Here is a 19,380-nt window from a genome sequence, read left to right as displayed (position 1 = left end):
GCCCGCTATATAGGGGATTCGCTGCGTGCGCGAAAGGTTTACGAACCGCAGCGCCGTCCGGCGTCTTCCACCGACGCGGTGAACCCCAGCAAAGAAAACGTGTCCCGGGTCACCGTCCCGCGCGAGGATCGGCCCTGCAACGTGGCGTTGACGCCGCGCTTCATGGCGCCGATGATCTTGGCGTCTTCCTCAGGCGATGCGGCCCAGGCGGTTTCCCCATCGGTGAACAGCTTGAAGACGGTTCCGCCTATCTCCATATCCACCTCCGAGCCACTGGCGAATGGATATCCCCCCGCGAAGGACACCTGGCCATTGACCTTGTTGGCGGGCGCATAGCTGACGAACAGCATGATATCGCCGCGACGCACCGACTTGATCCGCCCCTGCGCATCGGTGTTCACGGTTTCCTTGGGCGATGACACCACCCAGCATTGCTTGGACGGGGTTTGTTCTTCAAAGACATACCAATCGGTGTTCGAACCGACAACATTCTGACTCTCTTGCGCCGTTGCGACCCCGGCCAACATCATCGAAAACGCGAAAACCAAGCGGGAAATACGCACTGTCATTGCTCCTTGCAGCCGTGGGCTGTCTCTGCCTCGGGTCGTGTCCCTTCGCCGTCTGATGCGGACTTTTGGTTGGACAGACCCAAACTGAAAACGATAAGCGCACCCTAACGCGAAACACTCAGAGGGTGGAAGCCCCCGCCAGCAGGATTTCGCTGACTTGTGAACAGAGGGATTTCCCATGACAGAAGCAATCGTCTTGGCCGAACTTTGGCGTGGCCCGTTCCTTGAATCGGTGCATATGGGCGACGCGGTGGTGTGCAATGCGGCGGGCGAAATCGCGCAGGCCTGGGGCAATCCGGACAAGACCGTGCTGCCACGGTCATCCGTCAAGATGATCCAAGCGCTGCCGCTTGTCGAAAGCGGCGCGGCGGATGCGGCCGGGTTGCGCAGCGATCATCTGGCTTTGGCCTGCGCATCGCATTCGGGCGCGCCGGTCCATTCCGGATTGGCCCGCGATTGGGTGCACGGGCTGGGCCTGTCCGAAACCGACCTGCGCTGCGGGGCGCACGCGCCGTGGGACAGCGCGGCCAGGAAAGATCTGCTGTGTTCAGACGACTCGCCCTGTCAGTTCTTCAACAATTGCTCGGGGAAACACGCCGGGTTCCTGACCTGGGTGCAGCACGCGGGCGCCGGGCCCGAGTATGTTGATCCCGATCACCCCCTGCAGCGCACAATCAAAGAACGGTTTGAAGACGTGACAGGCCAGGCATCGCCCGGCTTTGGCATTGATGGCTGCTCGGCGCCCAATTTCGCGTCCTCGCTGCACGGTATCGCGCGGGCCATGGCGCGGTTCGCGGTCGACCGCGACGGCGCCAAGGCGCGGCTGGTCGATGCGATGGCCAAACATCCGCTGTTGGTGGCGGGCCAGGGGCGCGCCTGCACCGAATTGATGCTGGCCATGGACGGGCGCGCCGTGGTCAAGACCGGCGCCGAGGGCGTCTACATCGCGATTCTGCCGGAAAAAGGCCTGGGCGTAGCGCTGAAAGCTGCTGACGGTGCGACACGCGCAGCCGAATGCGCCATTGCCGCGATCCTTGTGAAACTTGGGGCGCTGGATCCGGCGCACCCGGCGGCAATCAAACGCATGGCACCCGTCGATACGAATTGGCGCGGGATCGAAACCGGCTATACCCGCCCCGGCCCAGCGTTGCGCTGATCAGGCGAAGTCTGTCTTGGCATAGCCCTGAATGTAGAGCAATGCAGTCAGGTCACCATGGTTGATGCGGATGTCGCATTGCGCGGCGACTGACGGTTTGGCGTGCAACGCAACGCCTGCGCCGGCGATCTTGAGCATGCCCAGATCGTTCGCGCCGTCGCCCACCGCCAGCACATCCCCATGTGTCAGGCCCAGACGCGCGGTGATCTCTTCCAGCGCCTGCACTTTGGCTTCGCGCCCTAGGATCGGCAGGCCGGGTTTGCCCGTCAGTTTGCCGTCCTGCGTCAACAACGTGTTGGCGCGGTTTTCGTCGAACCCCAGCACGGCCGCGATATGCGCGGTGAAGGCGGTGAACCCGCCCGACACCAGCGCGCAATAGGCACCGTTTTCCTTCATCGTGCGCAACAACTCTTGCGCGCCGGGCATCAGGCTGATGCGGGTTTCAAGAACCTCGCCGATGACCGACTCGGGCAGACCGGCCAACAGCGCGACCCGCTCTTTCAGCGCGCCGTCAAAGTCCAACTCGCCGTTCATGGCCTTGGCGGTAATGTCCTTCACGCGCGCGCCCACGCCGGCAACATCGGCCAGCTCGTCGATGCATTCCTGCTGGATCATGGTGCTGTCCATATCGGCCAACAGCATCTTCTTGCGCCGGTTTTCAGCCGGCTGCACGACCAGATCGATACCCTGCGCCTGCAGTGCCTGCCAAACGTCCCACCGGTTGGAAGGTATTGTTTCCACGGCAAATTCTGCCGCTTCCCCCACGGCCAGCCAATGCGCCTGCCCCCCGCCCCACGCATCGCGCAACGCTTCGACGGCGGCGCGGTCAAGCGCGGGTCTGGCGGGATCGGTCAGAAGGGTGACAACAAACATGGGGCGGTCTTTCAGAGAATTGGATGCAGCGAATTTTCCGCCTCTTATCGTGATAATTTCGCTTGCACCAGAGCCGCGCGGCCACTAGATGCGGCGGCGGGACACCCTTCCCCAACGAAGGGCATATATCTGGAAGGATACCAGCAATGGCTATTCAAGCTCCGGCCGCGCGCCCGGCAAATCCGCGCTTTTCTTCTGGCCCCTGTGCCAAACCCCCTGTCTTTTCTCTTGATAAGCTTAGCGATGCCGCCCTTGGGCGTTCGCACCGGGCGGCGGTTGGCAAGGACAAGCTGAAAACCGCGATCGAGACGACCCGCGAAATTCTTGGCGTGCCTGCCGACTACAAGATCGGCATTGTGCCCGCCTCTGACACCGGCGCGATGGAAATGGCCATGTGGTCGCTTCTGGGCGCACGCAAGGCCACGATGGTCGCCTGGGAAAGCTTTGGCGCCGGATGGGTGACCGACGTGGTCAAGCAGCTGAAAATCGACGCCGATGTAAAAACCACCGACTATGGCGAGATCGTCGATCTGGCCACCGTTGATTTTGACACCGACGTCGTTTTCACCTGGAACGGCACCACGTCAGGCGTGCGCGTGCCCAACGGCGACGCGATCCCTGCCACGCGCGAGGGGCTGACCATCTGCGACGCCACCAGCGCCGCATTCGCGATGGATCTGCCGTGGGACAAACTGGATGTCACCACCTTCAGCTGGCAGAAAGTTCTGGGCGGAGAAGCCGCGCACGGGATGATCATCCTGTCACCGCGCGCTGTGGAACGTCTTGAATCCTATACACCTTCTTGGCCTTTGCCCAAGATCTTCCGCATGACCAAAGGCGGCAAGCTGATCGAAGGTATCTTCCGCGGTGAAACGATCAATACCCCTTCGATGCTGGCCGTCGAAGACTATTTGCAAGCGCTGGAATGGGCCAAATCGGTCGGCGGTCTGACCGGCCTGATCGCCCGCGCCGATGCCAATGCCAAGGTGATCTGGGACTTCTGCGAGGCCCACGACTGGATCGCCAACCTTGCCATTGATCCGGCAACCGCATCGACCACCAGCGTGTGTCTGAAATTCACCGACGCGCGCATCAAGGACGGCGCAGCCTTTGCAAAATCGGTCGCAAAACGGCTGGGCGACGAAAATGTCGCGCTGGACATTGGCGCCTATCGCGATGCCCCTGCGGGCCTGCGCATCTGGTGCGGTGGCACGGTGGAAACCGCGGACCTTGAGGCGCTGATGCCCTGGCTGGAATACGCCTTTGAGGCGGAAATCGCAGCCCAGTAAACCCGCCGAAACCGGTGTCGGCAACGCGTCTGCGATCTGTCTGCAACCCGTCTGCACACCGTCGGCTATGTGTCGGGCAAATTGCCCGACAGACCCTTAACGCTCGATTAGGAAACGACCCATGGCACCTAAAGTTCTCGTCTCTGACAAACTGTCCGAAACCGCCGTCCAGATCTTCCGCGACCGCGGCATCGACGTCGACTTCATGCCCGAACTGGGCAAGGACAAGGACAAGCTGGCCGAGGTGATCGGCAAATACGACGGCCTGGCCATTCGTTCAGCCACCAAGGTCACCCCGACGCTGCTGGAAAAGGCCGACAACCTGAAAGTGGTTGGCCGCGCAGGCATCGGCACCGACAACGTCGACAAGGAAGCCGCGTCGAAAAAAGGCGTGATCGTGATGAACACGCCTTTCGGCAACATGATCACCACCGCCGAACACGCCATCGCGATGATGTTCGCGGTGGCCCGCCAGATCCCCGAAGCCAGCGCGTCGACCCACGCGGGCAAATGGGAAAAGTCGAAGTTCATGGGGGTCGAGCTGACCGCCAAGACGCTGGGCGTGATCGGCGCGGGCAACATCGGCGGCATCGTGTGCAACCGCGCCCTGGGGCTGAAGATGAAGGTCGTCGCCTATGATCCCTTCCTGTCCGAAGAACGCGCGGCTGAAATCGGCGTAGAGAAAGTGGAGCTGGATGACCTGCTCAAGCGCGCCGACTTTATCACCCTGCACGTGCCGCTGACCGACAGCACCCGCAACATCCTGTCCAAGGAAAACCTGGCCAAGACCAAGAAGGGCGTGCGCATCATCAACTGTGCCCGTGGCGGTCTGGTCGACGAAGAGGCGCTGGCCGAGCTGCTGAAATCGGGCCATGTCGCAGGCGCCGCGTTTGACGTGTTCGCCGTGGAACCGGCCACCGACAACGTCCTGTTCGGCCTGCCCAACGTGGTGTGCACCCCGCACCTTGGCGCATCGACCACCGAAGCGCAGGAAAACGTGGCGCTGCAAGTGGCCGAGCAGATGTCGAACTATCTGCTGGACGGCGCGGTGGAAAACGCGCTGAACATGCCGTCGATGACGGCCGAGGAAGCCAAGGTAATGGGCCCCTGGGTGAACCTGGCCGAAAGCCTGGGCAGCTTCATCGGGCAGATCACCGACGAGGCGATCGAAGAGATCAAGATCACCTTTAACGGCGTGGCTGCGGATCTGAACCTCAAGGCGCTGGAAGCGGCTGTGATCGCCGGCATCATGCAGGTTGCCAACCCGGACGTGAACATGGTGTCGGCCCCTGTGATTGCCCGCGAACGCGGCATCCAGATTTCCAAGACCACGCAGGATGCGTCGGGCGTCTTTGATGGCTACATCAAGCTGGATATCCAGACCGAAGAAAAATACCGCACCATCGCCGGTACGGTGTTTTCGGATGGCAAGCCGCGGTTCATCCAGATCAAGGGCATCACCATCGACAGCGAAATCGGCGAACATATGCTCTATACCACCAACAAGGACGTGCCGGGCGTTCTGGGCAAACTGGGCACCCTGCTGGCCGAGCATGAGGAAAACATCGCCAACTTCACGCTGGGGCGGGCCAATGCGGGGGGCGACGCGATCGCCATTACGTTCCTGGACACGCCGATCAAGCCCGATACGGTCAAGGCGCTGAAAAACAGCGGTCTGTTCCAGCAGGTCCGCCCGCTGCACTTCAAGGCCTGATACACCGCCTTGGAAATTTCACGAAAGGGCCGCTGGACAACTCCGGTGGCCCTTTTACGTTGCAGGTGACATTCGGTTGCACGCGACAAGGAGGGATCATGCGCTATTACGCCATCGGTGACATCCATGGGCAGCTGGACATGCTGCGCGCCGCCCACCGCCGGATCGAGGCGGATCGCGATCTGACGGGCGATCGCGACGCGCCGGTGATCCATCTGGGCGATCTGGTGGATCGCGGCCCCGACGTGCGCGGCGTGCTGGACTTTTTGCTGCAGGGGCGCGATGCGGGCCGCCCGTGGCAGGTGATCAAGGGCAACCACGACCGTATGTTCACCCGCTTTGTGCGAAGCGGGCGGATGCACGACAATCAGATCAAATCCGGGCGGTCCTGGCTGGATCCGGCCCTGGGCGGCACGGCGACGCTGGCGTCCTATGGCATAACCGCATCCGAGGCCGATCCGGGCGCAGCCTACAGCGCCGCGCAGGCCGCCGTGCCCGAAGCGCATCTGGCCTTCATCGAAGGGCTGCCGCTGTATATCGAAACCGAAAAGGTTCTGTTCGTGCACGCCGGGATCGAACCGCGCGCCCCGCTGGACTGGCAGACCGAAGACAACCTGTTGTGGATACGCGACGGATTTCTGGACTGGCAGGCGGATCACCCCTGGCTGGTGGTACACGGCCACACCGCGCTGCACGCACCGCAGCATTTCGGCAACCGCGTCGATCTGGACAGCGGCGCGGGCTATGGCCGCCCGTTGAGCGCCGCGGTGATCGAAGACCGCGATGTCTGGGTGCTGAGCGACAAGGGCCGAATTGCGCTGGTGCCGTGATCGCAGTATTGCTCTGGCCTTGCTGCGGCGCAGCAGGTAACCTGCGCGCCACGCAAAAGGAGGACCTCAATGGACGATATCGTAATTCTGGGCGGCGCACGGACCGCCATCGGCACTTTCGGCGGCTCGCTGGCGGGCACCCCGCCGATTGATCTGGGCGCAACAGTATCGCGCGCCGCGCTTGAGCGGTCCGGCGTCGAAGGCGGGCAGATCGGCACCGTGGTCTTTGGTCATGTCATCAACACCGAACCGCGCGACATGTATCTGTCCCGCGTCGCATCGATGGACGCAGGCGTGCCCAACACAACCCCGGCCATGAACGTGAACCGGCTGTGCGGGTCGGGCGCGCAGGCCATCGTATCGGTCGTACAGAGCCTGGCACTGGGCGATGCCGACTTCGGTCTGGCGGGCGGCGCAGAATGCATGAGCCGCGGCCCCCATATCCTGCCCGCCGCCCGCTGGGGCCAGAAGATGGGCGACATCAAAGGCCAGGACATGATGCTGGGCGCGCTGAACTGCCCCTTTGGCACCGGCCACATGGGTGTGACGGCGGAAAATGTCGCGGGCGAACATGACGTCAGCCGCGCCGATCAGGACGCCTTTGCGCTGGAAAGCCAGAAGCGCGCCGCCAAGGCCATCGAAGCGGGCCACTTCAAGGATCAGATCGTCCCGGTCGAAATCAAATCGCGCCGCGAGACGGTGCTGTTCGACACCGACGAACACGTCAAACCAGGCACCACTCTGGACGCTTTGGCCGGCCTGCGCCCGGCCTTCCAGAAAGACGGAACCGTCACAGCCGGCAACGCCAGTGGCATCAACGACGGGGCCGGGGCGATCGTTCTGGCCCGCGCCGATGCGGCGCAAAAGGCCGGGCTTACCCCCAGGTTCCGCGTGCTGGGCTATGCCCATTCAGGCGTGCGCCCCGAAGTCATGGGCATCGGCCCGGTTCCCGCGATCGAAAGCCTGCTGGAGCGCACCGGGTTGTCGGTCACGGATTTCGACGTGATTGAATCGAACGAAGCTTTCGCCGCCCAGGCGCTGGCGGTGAACAAGAAACTGGGGCTGGACCCGGCCCGCGTGAACCCCAACGGCGGCGCCATCGCGCTGGGGCACCCGGTGGGCGGCACCGGGGCGATCATCACCGTCAAGGCGATGTACGAACTGGACCGCATCGGCGGCAGCAAGGCGCTGATCACCATGTGCATCGGCGGCGGACAAGGCATCGCGCTGGCGATCGAACGCATCTGATCGGATAAAATATCCTGCCACGGGCGCGCTTTACCCAAAGCGCGCCCGTTTTCGTTAATCGCCTGTTCACCCCGAACCATCATGATCGCGCCAACGCAGTGACAAAAACCACCTGCGAAGGACGGAGTGACCCTGGGGATGGACCTGACAGAAATTTTGGCGCAAGAGCGGCGCGCGCGCCTGGCGGCCGAACGGATGCTTGAGGTGAAGCAGGCCGAATTGCATTGCGCAAACCGGAAACTGTCTGAACATGCGCGCCGATTGTCCGATCAGGTCATCGTCAAGCGCGAAGAAGCCGAAGAACTGAAAGGCGTGAACACGCAGGTGCGCGAGGATCTGCTGCGCGCCACGCATTCGCGCGACATCGCCGAGCGGCGGCTGTGGGATTCGATTGACACGGTTGAGGACGGCTTTGCGGTCTACGACAGAGACTGCGTTCTGGTGGCTGCAAACCAGGCCTATCTGGAACCGTTTGACGGGCTGGAGCAGGTCCAGCCGGGTCTCATCACCTACCAGGAACTTCTGAACCTGGCGGCCGAAGAAGGCGTCGTCGACACCGGCACATTGACCCGGCAGCAATGGGTGGATGAGGCTCTGGCCCGCTGGGACGAGCCCCAGCCTGATCCGATCACGTTCCTGCTCTGGGACGGGCGGTTCATGCGATCTGTCGATCGCCGTTCGCGCGGCGGCGACACGGTGTCGCTCAGGTTGGATATCACGGATCGCATCCGCTACGAGCGCGAACTGAAGGAAGCGCGCAATCGCGCCGAAGCGGCCAACCGCGCAAAGTCCGCCTTCCTTGCCAACATGAGCCATGAGCTGCGCACGCCCATGAACGGCATGATGGGCATGGCGGGGCTGCTGAGCGAAACACCACTGGACGAGGAACAGAAAGTCTACGTCGACACGATTCAGAATTCAGGCGACGCATTGCTGACCCTGATCAACGACGTGCTGGATTTTTCAAAAATCGAAGCGGAAAAGCTGAACCTGCATCCCGCGCCGTTCGATCTGGAAAAATGCATCCAGGAAGTCGCCATGCTGTTGCAGCCCAACGCCAAGGAAAAAGGCATCGAGCTGATCGTCGATTTCGATCTGTTCCTGCCCAGCCACCTTATTGGCGACAGCGGGCGCATGCGGCAGATCCTGACGAACCTGATCGGCAACGCGGTGAAATTCACCGAAACCGGGCATGTTCTGGTGCGTGCGGTGGGCGTTCCCCATAGTGAGGGGTCCCAAGAGCGCGTACATATTTCGGTCGAAGACACCGGCATCGGCATTCCAGACAACATGCTGGATCATGTGTTCGGCACCTTCAATCAGGTCGAAGACGAACGGAACCGCAAGTTCGAAGGCACCGGGTTGGGCCTGTCGATCACCAAGCAACTGGTCGAACTGATGGGCGGCCAGATCTGGGTCGAAAGCACCCCGGGCCAGGGGTCGTGTTTCGGGATGCATGTCACGATGGAGATCGACAGCCAGGCCGACGAAGACATCCTCTCGGTCCCGCCGTGGCTGCATCGCGTGACGGTCGTCGATCCGCATCTTGCGCATAACGAAATCCTGTGCCGCCATATGGAACGGGTCGGCGTCGCGGTCGATAGCCGTGTCGACCTGGACGGGCTGGCCGACGCGCCGCCAGCCGACGTGTACCTGTTGGATCTTGATCTGCCGAGCGATCAGCTGAAAGACACGATCGCCAGCTTGCGCGCAATACGGGACGATGTCGTCGTGGTTGTGATGTCCAACGGGCCGGTAGCGGCTTCGAAACTGTCGATCGATGGGGTGCGGACGCTGCAAAAACCGCTGCTGCGGCGCGATCTGTTCTGGGCGCTCAGCGATTTGACTCGCCCAGCCACGTCTGATCAAGACGACCACGCACCGGAGACACACGCGCATCGCGATCTGGCCGACGCCGCAGACGCCCCCGTCGTTGCGGGCGATGCGCCCGCGGAACAGGTGCCTGCGGAAGACGTGGCTGCAGAAGCTTTGGTTGCGAAAGTCGGTCCTGCGGAACAACCCGCGGTGGAAGACGGGTTTGCGGAAAACGGATCGGATGCGGGCGCGTTGCCAGAAATGGACAGCACTCCGGCAGGCGATGCCCCCAGCGCGCCCGAAGATCCGGGAACGGATGTGCCGGTTGCCCCGCTCGCTGACCTGCCCGACAGCGCCGACACGCCGCCGCAGACGCCCGACGCAAACGCCCAAGACGCCCAGGACACTGGACTGGCCTGCGACGACATCGTCCTGCAGCCGCGCAAAATGCGCATTCTGGCGGCCGAAGATAACAAGACCAACCAGCTTGTCCTTGGCAAGCTGATCAGGAAGATGAACGTCGATCTGGTTTTCGCCAGCAACGGCGCCGAGGCGATCCAGCGCTATGTTTCCTTCGATCCTGACCTGATTTTCATGGATATTTCGATGCCCGAGGTCGATGGCAAGGAAGCGACCCAGGAAATCCGCAAGCTTGAGGCGGTGACCGGGCGCCACGTGCCAATCGTGGCATTGACCGCGCATGCCATGGCCGGGGATGATCAGGACATCCTGTCCGCCGGGCTGGACCACTACCTGACCAAGCCGCTGAAAAAGGCGGCCATTGTCGAACGGATCGAAGCGGCGCGGCCTGACGAATGCGCAGCGGTGTGCGAAGACTTGGATCTGGCGGCTGACCCGACGGCCCTGGCCGCATCGTTGTTTTCCAGCGGGCGCAACATCAACGCGCCATATCAGCCAGCAGCGCCCGAAACGTCGCCCGCGGGCGATCTGCCACCGGCGACATGGTCCGACCCCATGGGGGACGGCGCGCAGGGGGACGGCGCGCAGAATGACCAAAGCGCCGATGCCCAAGCTGCCGGCGCCGAAGCGTCCTAGGGATCAGTCTGCAGACAGGATTTCAAGAAACCGGGGGCCGAACCTCTCGGCCCGCCTGTCGCCCAGCACCCGTTCGATCCCGGCCATATCGCCGGGTTTCAGTTCGGCCAGTTTCGCGATCTTGGCATGCGGGCAGGTCATCGGTTTGAGCGTCCCGCAGGCCCCCCGCGCCAGCGTGCGCTGCGCGTCCATCAAGGCATCATAAAGCGTTCCGGCCGGTCGCCCCGCCAAGGCCCGGCGGCTTGGATGCTGCTGCATGGCGGGTGCGCCGTTTATCACCTCGAGGAAACCGGCCCCATATCGGTCCAGCTTTTTGGCCCCCACCCCGGATATCTGCGCCATGTCGTCCAGCGTCGCAGGTTTGCGTTCGGCCATTTCGATCAGGGTGCGGTCGGTGAAGATCACATAGGCCGGGACGCGCGCGGCCTCGGCCAGCGCCCGCCGCTTGGCCTTGAGCGCGGACAACAGCGGCGCGTCTTCGTCACTGATCAGCGCCTTGACCCGGCGCACAGCAGCGCGCGCGGCTTGGCGCACGGTGTCGTGGCGCAGGGTGATCGATTGCTCGCCCCGCAGGATCGGGCGGGCCGGGTCGGTCATCACAAGCGCGCCGTGCCGCGTTGGATCGGGTCGGACCAGATCCAACCCCATCATCTGCCGGAAAATCGCCTGCCACTGTCGCCGGTCGTATTCCTGCCCCACCCCAAAGGTCGGCAGATCGTCGTGGCGGCGCTGTATCACCTTGTCGGTGCGGTTGCCCAGAAGAATGTCGATCAGATGGCCCGCACCAAAGGATTCGCCTGTCCGCAGCGCGGCCGACAGCGCCTTGCGCACTGCGGCGGTGCCGTCGAACACCTCGGGCGGGGTATCGCACAGATCGCAATTGCCGCAGGGGTCCGAGGGTTCGCCAAAATAGGCCAGCAGGGACTGGCGCCGGCAGGACTGCGCTTCGGCCAGGCCCAAGAGCGCATTCAGACGCGCGTGTTCGGCCGCGCGGTGGTCCGCCGTGGCGGGGCTCTCGTCGATCTGGGCGCGGCGGAACCGGATGTCATCGGCGCCATAGAGCGTCAGCGTATCCGCCGCAGCCCCGTCGCGGCCGGCGCGCCCGATTTCCTGGTAATAGCTTTCGACTGTCTTGGGCATGTCGGCATGTGCCACCCAGCGAATGTCCGGCTTGTCGATGCCCATCCCGAATGCGACCGTCGCCACAACGATCAGCCCGTCGTCGCGCTGAAAGCGCGCTTCGACCTGGCGGCGCACGTCCGGGTCCAGGCCCGCGTGATAAGCCACAGCGGGATGCCCGGCGTCATCCAGCGCCTTGGCCAGCGTTTCGGTCTTGGCGCGTGTGCCGCAATAGACGATCCCCGACTGGCCCTTGCGCGCGGCGGCGAAGTCCATGATCTGGCGGCGCGGCCCATCCTTGGGCGCAAAGGCCAGCCGGATATTGGGCCGGTCGAACCCCTTGAGGAAAACGGTGGGCGTCTGCCCGTCGAAAAGCCGCGCTGCGATATCTTCGCGCGTGCGCTCATCGGCGGTGGCGGTAAAGGCGGCCAGCGGCACATCCAGCGCGCGGCGCAGATCGCCGATGCGCAGGTAATCGGGGCGGAAATCATGCCCCCACTGGCTGACGCAATGCGCTTCGTCAACCGCGATCAGCCCCGTGCCGATCCGGCGGAGCAAGGACAACGTCCCGCCCGAGGCCAGCCGCTCGGGCGCCATGTACAGCAGGCGCACATCGCCACGCTCTAACGCTGCGAACACTTCGCCGGCTTCTTCTTCGGTGTTGCCCGAGTTCAGCGCATAGGCCGCAACCCCCGCTTCGCGCAGCGCGCGCACCTGATCGCGCATCAGCGCAATCAGCGGCGAAATCACCACCGTCACCCCGCCGCGCATCAGCGCCGGCAACTGGAAGCACAGCGATTTGCCCCCGCCTGTCGGCATGATGGCCAGCACGTTTTCACCGGACGCGACCGCGGTGACGATCTCGGCCTGGCCGGGACGAAAATCATCGTACCCGAAAACGGATTTCAGAAGGTCACGGGCGGATGCCATGGGCCTGCGGGTGTTGTTGGACTGCTTCTTGTTGTCCGACGACTCCCACATGCGGGCGCCTCAGGCAAGGCCCAAGGCGCGCCGGTTCACATGAAATAGCCCACGTTGTTGCGAATGATAATTTCGATCGCGTAGATGCCGATGAAGGCCAGCAGCGGGGCCAGGTCCAGCCCACCCATCGGGGGCAGGATGCGGCGAATGCGCGAATAGATCGGTTCGAGCAGGGCATTGAGCGCCTGCCAGATCTGGTACACCAGCGGCTGGCGCAGGTTCAGCACCTGGAAATTGATCAGCCAGCTCATGATGATGTGGACGATCATCACGAATTTCACGACCCCGAGGATCATTAACAGGATCTGGATCAGTGATAACATTGGCAAAGCCCTGGTTCATTTCGATCTGCGCTATTTATGGATTGCCCCCGCCCCGCGCAAGGGCCGCTTTGCCGCAACGTCGTGCCGCAACGTCCCGGTTGACGTCATTTTGCGACGCGGCGACATCGGCGCCATGTTCCCATTCATTCGACTTACCAAAGAAATCCTGAAGTTCCGTAAATCGCCCCCGCTCGCGATTGGCGATGTGCATGTGTCGACACATATGTGCTGGCCGTGGGATCTGGATATGGCGGTCGAACTGAACAACGGCCGCACCCTGACGCTGCTGGATCTGGCGCGTGTTCCCCTGTTCATCCGTTCGGGGATTTGGAAGGTGACAGCGCGCAACAACTGGACAATCGCCATGGCCGGGGTGGTCGTGCGCTATCGCCGCCGCATTCGGGCCTTTGAACGGTTTACGGTCGAAAGCCATTTTATGGGCTGGGACGGCCGATTCATCTATGTGCACCAGACAATCTGGAAGAAAAACGGCGATTGCGCGAACGAGGCGGTGTATCGCGTCGCCGTGGCAGGCAAGGACGGGATCGTCAGCACTGATGTTCTGACGCGCGAACTGGGGGTCGATCCGGCCGGCCCCGCCCTGCCCGATTGGGTCAACGCATGGATCGCTGCCGAAACGGCCCGCCCCTGGCCCCCCGAACGGCGCGCTGCCGATTAACGGTTGCCTTGCGCGCAACGGGAAGGCTTAAGTCACCTCTACAAGGGCGGAGGAACAAATGGCTGAGCCGAGTGCGCGCAAACGGATCTGGGGATGGTTCTTTTTCGATTGGGCCAGCCAGCCCTATCACACCAGCCTTGTCACGTTCGTTTTCGGCCCGTTTTTTGCCGCCGTTGCCGCGCAATACTTCATGTCGCAGGGATATAGCGATCTGGTGGCCGATGCGCGGGCGCAAAGCGCGTGGTCGCTGTGCCTGACCCTGACCGGCCTGATCATCGGAATCGGGGCGCCCGTCATGGGCGCGTTGGCCGATACCGCCGGCAGGCGCATCCCCTGGATCGTGGCCTTTTCGGTGATGTATATCGTGGGCGCGGGCGCGCTTTGGTTCACCGATCCGGCGGGCAGCAACATGTGGTTCATGCTGGCCGCGTTCGGGCTGGGCTTTGTCGGCGCCGAATACGCGCTGATCTTTACCAACGCGCAGCTGCCAACGTTGGGCGCGAAAGACGAAATCGGCGAGATTTCTGGATCGGGCTTTGCCTTTGGCTATCTGGGCGGTCTGGTGGCGCTGATGATCGCGCTGGCGCTGTTCGTCGAGCAAGGCAACGGGCTGACGTTGTTGAACCGCCCCCCCGCTTTTGGTTTTGACGCCAGCGCGCGCGAGGGCACGCGGTTCATCGGGCCGCTGGTCGCAATCTGGTACGCGGTATTCATGATCCCCTATTTCCTGTGGGTGCGAGACCTGGACAAAAGCGCCAAAGGCGGCAGTTTCGGGCAGGCGATGCGGTCGCTCAAGGGGTCGATCAAATCCCTGGGCCGGCGCCGCAGTCTGGCCGCCTTTCTGGGCGGTTCGATGCTCTATCGCGACGCGCTGAACGGGCTATACAGCTTTGGCGGGGTCTATGCGACGCTGGTGCTGGATTGGGAACTGACGTCGATCGGGGTGTTCGGCATCGTGTCGATCATCGCGGCGGCCGCCTTTAGCTGGATCGGCGGCAAGGCCGACAAGCGGTTCGGCCCCAAGCCGGTGATCATCGCGGCCATCCTGGTGCTGATCGGGGTCTGCATCACCGTGGTCTTTATGTCGCGCGAGTTCTTCTTTTGGGTCACCCTGGCGCCGGGATCGGCCCTGCCTGACACGGTGTTCTTCATCTGCGGCGTGCTGATCGGCGGCATGGGCGGCACGCTGCAAGCGGCCAGCCGGTCGATGATGACCCGGCACACAGACGCCGACCGTTCAACCGAGGAATTTGGCCTGTACGGGCTGTCGGGCCGGGCGACCGCCTTTATCGCGCCGGCCCTGATCGGCATTGTTACCGCAGCGACCGGCAGCGCGCGCATCGGGGTGTCGCCGCTGATCCCGCTCTTTCTTCTTGGGCTGGTTTTGCTAGTGTGGGTAAAACCACAAGGGGAATCCCAGCAATCATGGTCTCCAGATTTGCAGCCTTCCTGAGCGCGGTCTTGCTGGCCTCGTGCACCCCGCATCAGGCAACCGTTTCCAGCAGCAGCACACAGCCGGCCAAGCAACTGTTTGGCGCCGAACGCAATGCCTCGGCGCAGAGCGCCGCGCCGCTGGGCGGCTATGCCAAGGGCTGTCAGGCCGGGGCGACGCAGCTGCCCGAAACCGGGCCCACATGGCAGGCCATGCGCCTGTCGCGCAACCGCAACTGGGGCCAGCCCGAACTGATCGCCTACCTGCAGCGCCTGTCGGCCAAGGCCGCGCGCCTGCCCGGCTGGGAGGGTCTGTATATCGGCGATCTCAGCCAGCCGCGCGGCGGGCCGATGCTGACCGGGCACAGATCACACCAGATCGGGCTGGATGCCGACATCTGGATGTTGCCGGCGAAACGGCTGGACCTGGGGGTCGCCGAACGCGAGAAAATCTCGTCGATTTCATTGCGCCGCGCCAACGGGGCCTATGTGAATGACAACTGGACACGCCAGCATCACCAGTTACTCAAGGCTGCGGCCAGCGATCCGGCTGTGGCCCGTATCTTTGTCTTTCCCGGCGCCAAGGTGCAGATGTGCAAGGACGAGACCGGCGATCGCAGCTGGCTGCGCAAGATCCGGCCGTGGTGGGGACACCACTATCATTTCCATGTGCGCCTGAAATGCCCGGCCGGCGCGCGCAACTGTGTCGAACAGGCCCCGCCGCCCCCCGGCGATGGCTGCGCCGATGCGCAGGACTGGGTGCGCAATATCCTCAACCCGCCGCCCCCGAAACCGCGCGACCCCAATGCCCCCAAACCCATACCGCGTCGTGAGCTGACCCTTGCCGACCTGCCGCGCCAATGCTCAAACGTATTGTCCTCGCGCTAAGTGGGGTATCAGGTTGGGCGCTCGGTGTGGCTCTCGGGCTGGCACTTGGCGTTGCGCCCTTGTGGGCACAGACGGCTGAACCGGCGGGGCGGGCACAGCTTGCGCTGCCGGGACAGCGCGGGTTCGGCGGCTTTTCGTCGATAGATTTCGCCCCCGACGGCACGTTTTACGCATCGTCGGACCGGGGGAGCATCCTACACGGTCGCCTGCTGCGAACCGGGGCCGCCCTGACCGGGGCCGAGGTGCTGACATTCGCCCCGCTGCGCGACCAAAAGGGCGCCCCGCTGCCGCGCTATTATACCGACGCTGAGGGCATTGCCGTCGACGGCGCGGGCGGCGTTTACGTATCGTTCGAGGGCCGGCACCGTGTCACCGCCTACCCCGATCCGTTCGGGGCGTCGGCCCCGTTTGACCAACCGGCCGCCTTTGCGGATCTACAGCTCAATTCGTCGCTTGAGGCATTGGCGATCGACGATGACGGCAGCCTTTATACCTTGCCCGAACGCTCGGGGGAATTGACGCGCCCTTTCCCGGTGTGGCGGTATCGCAACGGCACTTGGGACCAGCCCTTTTCGCTGCGCCGCGATGGCGATTTTCTGGCCGTGGGCGCTGATTTCGGCCCCGATGGCAAGCTGTACCTGCTGGAACGGTTCAACGTTCTGATCACCTTCGCCAGCCGTGTACGCCGGTTCACCATCCAGGACGGACAGGTCACGAACGAAGAGACCGTGCTTGAAACGTCGTTGGGCACGCATGGGGATCTGGAAGGCATCGCGGTGTCGCAGGACGGCGCGAAAATCCGTCTGACACTGATTGCGGATGACAATTTCAAACCCTTTCTTGCCAATGAAATCGTCGAATATGTTCTGAGCGACTGACTTGCGCGCCGCCCCGATCGGCGGTAAAGAGCGCGCGCCTTCGGGCCAAGTCTCCGCAACCTTGCAAAAACGGAACCGATCCATGCGTATTCTTTCTGGCGTTGTCGCCATGGCCGCTGTCGTGGTGGCCTCGAACATCCTTGTTCAATTCCTTATTCTCGACGGGCTGCTCACCTGGGGCGCCTTTACCTATCCGTTGGCGTTTCTTGTCACCGACGTGATGAACCGCGTCTATGGCGCCGGGCCGGCGCGCAAGGTGATCTTCGCGGGCTTTGCCGTGGGTGTGATCTGTTCGCTGATCGGATCGCAGATCACGCTGCAGGGGGATGGCTATAGCTATCAAGCGGTGGCGCTTCGCGTGGCGGTGGGATCGGGCATCGCCTTTCTGATTGCCCAGATGACGGATGTCTTTGTTTTCAATCGCTTGCGCGAGGGCAGCTGGTGGAAAGCGCCCTTCGTGTCGTCGATCGTGGGATCGGCTTTGGACACGGCGATCTTCTTTACCATCGCCTTTGCCGCCTTTGTGCCGGGCTTTTCGGTCGCCGCGAATGATGAGGTCATGTGGGCCCGCGATAATGCGCCGTTTTTGCTGACTGGCCCCGATATGCCGCTGTGGGTCACGCTGGCGGTGGCCGACTGGGGTGTCAAACTTGCCCTTGCTTTGATCGCCCTGGTGCCGTTCCGCCTGATTGTTAGGCAGCTGACGCCACCGGTTGCGTAATTTTACTTGCCATATACCAAATCTGTGCCACCATGAAGTCATCGGCAACGCATTGAAAGGAGGTGGTCCAGTGTCAGAGACGATGTTGGAGAGAGGTGTCAAGACAGTCGGGAGGGCCGTGGCCTGAGGGCAAACCTGATGGCTAAACACTCTTGATTGGGCATACCTAACTGGCCCATCTCCCTATGATCTCGAAGGGCTGCCGTATCTGGGCAGCCCTTTTCGTTGTGGCGTTTCAAGGTGTCGGCGCAGTGCCGGCTATGCGTCGGCAAGACGTCTGCGATATGTCTGCTGTACGTCTGCTGCGCGTCGGACAGATGTATGGCAGAATGTATGGCAAGGTGCGGGTGGATCGGGGCCCTAAATCGGGGCCAGTCGCCGCGCTATGCCCGCGCGATACGGGCGGAACAAAAGAAACCGGAGGGCGGCGTGGGGCTGCGCATCAACACTCAGATAGAGATCGCCGAATGGGAGCTGACCGAGCAGTTCGTGCGATCGTCAGGTCCGGGCGGGCAGAACGTGAACAAGGTGGCGAGCGCGGTCGAACTGCGCTTCGAGGCCGAACGCTCGCCCACCCTGTCCGATGCGGTGAAACGGCGGCTGAAGCGGCTGGCGGGGCGGCGTTGGACCAAGGACGGGGCGCTGGTGATCCAGGTGGACGAAACCCGCCACCAGGCCCGCAACCGCGAAATCGCGCGCGACCGGCTGGCCGATCTGGTGCGCAAGGCGCTGGTGGCGCCCAAGCGGCGGGTGCCCACGAAAGTGTCGAAAAACCAAAAGCGCAAACGGCTGGACGCCAAGAAGGCGCGCGGCGAGGTAAAGGCGCTGCGGGGCTGGGAAAAGGGATAGGCGCTGCGCCTGGTCTTTTGGGCGGGGTCTTTTGGGCGGGCGCTGCGCGGCGCGGCTGAACCGGCCCTGAGAAACGGGATCATCCGCCAAGGCGGATCACCCACGGCCAAGCGCAGGGCGACCGGGTTGTGACAGGGTGATGGCAGGGCGGCTAGAGCCGCCAGCCCGGGCATTGGATGACTGAGGGTCCGGTCGCCCCCGTGGCAAATGTCGGCGTCAAATGTCGGGGTCAATCGGTGGCTTCAAATGTCGGCGTCAATCACCGCCAGCAACATCGACCACCCCGAACAAAATCCGGTCCTGCAAATTGCCCCCGTGCAGCACGGAAATGTCGCCCGTGGTTTCAAGCACAACCGCCGCCACGCTGGACATTTCCAAGACGTTGGCTTCGCGCAGCTTTGCGATCAGATCGGCCTCGGCCACGCGGGTCGCGGCCAGGGCCTCTTGCACGATCATGCCGTCGCGCATCAACAGCACGGGCGAATTCTGCACCACCGCTTCGAACCTGTCGGATGACTTGCGCACCCGCGCGACGACGTACTGAACAGACAACAAAGACGCGATCGCAACCAACGACTGAAAGAACCCGTCCCATGACGATGCCTGACAGGCGCCAGCCAGGATCGACCCGGTCGCGACGGTGACGACGAAGTCAAAAGCGGTCATCTTCGAGAACGCCCGCAGGCCGATAATACGGACGACGAAAATCACCCAGAAGACCGCAACCGTCGAAAGCACGATGCCGCGGGCGAGTATATCGAGCGGCGTATATTCAAAAATCATGACTGGATCCTTGCTGCAAGAATTGCGTGTGACATCGAAACCGAACCCGGCGATCCCGATGACGTGGGGGCGGCGAAAGGCATCGTGCCCGACGGCCCGCGCGCGCCCAGTGCGCATAAGTGGTTAGCGCCGCGTGGCCCATTCGCCGGGCGCACAGCTTGGACAGGGCGCGGCGCCG

The 19,380-nt window shown here is 63.1% G+C and carries 17 protein-coding genes; 12 read left to right on the top strand and 5 right to left on the bottom strand.

Annotation, left to right across the window (positions count from 1 at the left end; genetic code table 11):
• Positions 1 to 38: 38 nt before the first annotated feature.
• Positions 39 to 569 carry an invasion associated locus B family protein gene (locus ACP2AV_RS02110; RefSeq protein WP_426370999.1) on the bottom strand — a complete coding sequence of 177 codons (531 nt, stop codon included), beginning with the start codon at positions 567 to 569 and terminating at the stop codon, positions 39 to 41.
• Positions 570 to 747: 178 nt separating this feature from the next.
• Here ACP2AV_RS02110 and ACP2AV_RS02105 point away from each other — a divergent pair, with 178 nt between their 5' ends.
• Complete coding sequence (locus ACP2AV_RS02105; RefSeq protein ID WP_426370998.1) at positions 748 to 1,725, top strand: asparaginase; 978 nt, start codon at positions 748 to 750, stop codon at positions 1,723 to 1,725.
• Here the strand turns inward: ACP2AV_RS02105 and serB are convergent, their stop codons facing one another.
• On the bottom strand, positions 1,726 to 2,598 hold the full coding sequence (serB, locus tag ACP2AV_RS02100; RefSeq protein ID WP_426370997.1) for a phosphoserine phosphatase SerB: 873 nt from the start codon (positions 2,596 to 2,598) through the stop codon (positions 1,726 to 1,728). It abuts the gene before it with no gap.
• A 146-nt stretch (positions 2,599 to 2,744) separates the two neighbouring features.
• Here serB and ACP2AV_RS02095 point away from each other — a divergent pair, with 146 nt between their 5' ends.
• The 5 genes from ACP2AV_RS02095 (at position 2,745) to ACP2AV_RS02075 (ending at position 10,550) form a co-directional block, all read left to right on the top strand.
• The gene (locus tag ACP2AV_RS02095; RefSeq protein WP_426370996.1) at positions 2,745 to 3,887 is read left to right on the top strand and encodes a phosphoserine transaminase; all 1,143 of its coding nucleotides are present in this window, start codon (positions 2,745 to 2,747) and stop codon (positions 3,885 to 3,887) included.
• Positions 3,888 to 4,008: 121 nt separating this feature from the next.
• Positions 4,009 to 5,601, top strand: coding sequence for a phosphoglycerate dehydrogenase (gene serA / locus ACP2AV_RS02090; protein WP_426370995.1), 1,593 nt, complete (start codon positions 4,009 to 4,011; stop codon positions 5,599 to 5,601).
• A 98-nt stretch (positions 5,602 to 5,699) separates the two neighbouring features.
• A complete protein-coding gene (locus ACP2AV_RS02085) occupies positions 5,700 to 6,431 on the top strand; it encodes a metallophosphoesterase (protein WP_426370994.1) in 732 nt (243 codons plus the stop codon).
• 69 nt (positions 6,432 to 6,500) lie between these two features.
• Positions 6,501 to 7,679, top strand: a complete 1,179-nt coding sequence (locus ACP2AV_RS02080) for an acetyl-CoA C-acyltransferase family protein (RefSeq protein ID WP_426370993.1) — start codon at positions 6,501 to 6,503, stop codon at positions 7,677 to 7,679.
• 138 nt (positions 7,680 to 7,817) lie between these two features.
• Positions 7,818 to 10,550 (top strand): ATP-binding protein, encoded by a 2,733-nt coding sequence (locus tag ACP2AV_RS02075; RefSeq protein WP_426370992.1) that lies wholly within the window; start codon positions 7,818 to 7,820, stop codon positions 10,548 to 10,550.
• A gap of 3 nt (positions 10,551 to 10,553) precedes the next feature.
• On the opposite strand, the gene recQ is transcribed toward ACP2AV_RS02075, so the two are convergent.
• Together recQ and ACP2AV_RS02065 are read right to left on the bottom strand one after the other, a co-directional pair.
• Positions 10,554 to 12,599, bottom strand: coding sequence for a DNA helicase RecQ (gene recQ / locus ACP2AV_RS02070; RefSeq protein WP_426370991.1), 2,046 nt, complete (start codon positions 12,597 to 12,599; stop codon positions 10,554 to 10,556).
• A gap of 86 nt (positions 12,600 to 12,685) precedes the next feature.
• Positions 12,686 to 12,973, bottom strand: coding sequence for a YggT family protein (locus tag ACP2AV_RS02065; protein ID WP_426370990.1), 288 nt, complete (start codon positions 12,971 to 12,973; stop codon positions 12,686 to 12,688).
• A gap of 133 nt (positions 12,974 to 13,106) precedes the next feature.
• On the opposite strand from ACP2AV_RS02065, the gene ACP2AV_RS02060 reads away from it, so the two are divergent.
• From ACP2AV_RS02060 to arfB, 6 genes are all read left to right on the top strand, one after another.
• Positions 13,107 to 13,652, top strand: coding sequence for an acyl-CoA thioesterase (locus ACP2AV_RS02060; protein WP_426370989.1), 546 nt, complete (start codon positions 13,107 to 13,109; stop codon positions 13,650 to 13,652).
• A gap of 58 nt (positions 13,653 to 13,710) precedes the next feature.
• The gene (locus tag ACP2AV_RS02055) at positions 13,711 to 15,105 is read left to right on the top strand and encodes an MFS transporter (protein WP_426370988.1); all 1,395 of its coding nucleotides are present in this window, start codon (positions 13,711 to 13,713) and stop codon (positions 15,103 to 15,105) included.
• Complete coding sequence (mepA, locus tag ACP2AV_RS02050; RefSeq protein WP_426370987.1) at positions 15,078 to 15,971, top strand: penicillin-insensitive murein endopeptidase; 894 nt, start codon at positions 15,078 to 15,080, stop codon at positions 15,969 to 15,971. Before ACP2AV_RS02055 ends, mepA begins: the two co-directional genes overlap by 28 nt.
• Positions 15,944 to 16,849 carry an esterase-like activity of phytase family protein gene (locus ACP2AV_RS02045; protein ID WP_426370986.1) on the top strand — a complete coding sequence of 302 codons (906 nt, stop codon included), beginning with the start codon at positions 15,944 to 15,946 and terminating at the stop codon, positions 16,847 to 16,849. Before mepA ends, ACP2AV_RS02045 begins: the two co-directional genes overlap by 28 nt.
• A gap of 82 nt (positions 16,850 to 16,931) precedes the next feature.
• The gene (locus tag ACP2AV_RS02040; protein WP_426370985.1) at positions 16,932 to 17,570 is read left to right on the top strand and encodes a queuosine precursor transporter; all 639 of its coding nucleotides are present in this window, start codon (positions 16,932 to 16,934) and stop codon (positions 17,568 to 17,570) included.
• A 429-nt stretch (positions 17,571 to 17,999) separates the two neighbouring features.
• A complete protein-coding gene (gene arfB, locus ACP2AV_RS02035) occupies positions 18,000 to 18,419 on the top strand; it encodes an alternative ribosome rescue aminoacyl-tRNA hydrolase ArfB (protein ID WP_426370984.1) in 420 nt (139 codons plus the stop codon).
• Positions 18,420 to 18,674: 255 nt separating this feature from the next.
• Here the strand turns inward: arfB and ACP2AV_RS02030 are convergent, their stop codons facing one another.
• Entirely contained in the window at positions 18,675 to 19,202 is a 528-nt protein-coding gene (locus tag ACP2AV_RS02030; RefSeq protein ID WP_426370983.1) for a DUF421 domain-containing protein, read from the bottom strand.
• Positions 19,203 to 19,380: the final 178 nt, after the last annotated feature.

It is taken from the genome of Aliiroseovarius sp. PTFE2010, from assembly GCF_049943335.1.
Taxonomy (GTDB): domain Bacteria; phylum Pseudomonadota; class Alphaproteobacteria; order Rhodobacterales; family Rhodobacteraceae; genus JBNFVY01.
This window is presented reverse-complemented; position numbering and strand designations above follow the sequence as displayed.

Coding starts and splice junctions, on each gene's coding strand:
- recQ (WP_426370991.1), bottom strand. CDS start 12,599: ATGGCATCCGCCCGTGACCTTCTGAAATCCGTTTTCGGGTACGATGAT.
- ACP2AV_RS02065 (WP_426370990.1), bottom strand. CDS start 12,973: ATGTTATCACTGATCCAGATCCTGTTAATGATCCTCGGGGTCGTGAAA.
- ACP2AV_RS02030 (WP_426370983.1), bottom strand. CDS start 19,202: ATGATTTTTGAATATACGCCGCTCGATATACTCGCCCGCGGCATCGTG.
- ACP2AV_RS02105 (WP_426370998.1), top strand. CDS start 748: ATGACAGAAGCAATCGTCTTGGCCGAACTTTGGCGTGGCCCGTTCCTT.
- ACP2AV_RS02085 (WP_426370994.1), top strand. CDS start 5,700: ATGCGCTATTACGCCATCGGTGACATCCATGGGCAGCTGGACATGCTG.
- ACP2AV_RS02110 (WP_426370999.1), bottom strand. CDS start 569: ATGACAGTGCGTATTTCCCGCTTGGTTTTCGCGTTTTCGATGATGTTG.
- ACP2AV_RS02060 (WP_426370989.1), top strand. CDS start 13,107: ATGTTCCCATTCATTCGACTTACCAAAGAAATCCTGAAGTTCCGTAAA.
- ACP2AV_RS02040 (WP_426370985.1), top strand. CDS start 16,932: ATGCGTATTCTTTCTGGCGTTGTCGCCATGGCCGCTGTCGTGGTGGCC.
- ACP2AV_RS02080 (WP_426370993.1), top strand. CDS start 6,501: ATGGACGATATCGTAATTCTGGGCGGCGCACGGACCGCCATCGGCACT.
- ACP2AV_RS02055 (WP_426370988.1), top strand. CDS start 13,711: ATGGCTGAGCCGAGTGCGCGCAAACGGATCTGGGGATGGTTCTTTTTC.
- mepA (WP_426370987.1), top strand. CDS start 15,078: ATGGTCTCCAGATTTGCAGCCTTCCTGAGCGCGGTCTTGCTGGCCTCG.
- ACP2AV_RS02095 (WP_426370996.1), top strand. CDS start 2,745: ATGGCTATTCAAGCTCCGGCCGCGCGCCCGGCAAATCCGCGCTTTTCT.
- serB (WP_426370997.1), bottom strand. CDS start 2,598: ATGTTTGTTGTCACCCTTCTGACCGATCCCGCCAGACCCGCGCTTGAC.
- ACP2AV_RS02075 (WP_426370992.1), top strand. CDS start 7,818: ATGGACCTGACAGAAATTTTGGCGCAAGAGCGGCGCGCGCGCCTGGCG.
- ACP2AV_RS02045 (WP_426370986.1), top strand. CDS start 15,944: ATGCTCAAACGTATTGTCCTCGCGCTAAGTGGGGTATCAGGTTGGGCG.
- serA (WP_426370995.1), top strand. CDS start 4,009: ATGGCACCTAAAGTTCTCGTCTCTGACAAACTGTCCGAAACCGCCGTC.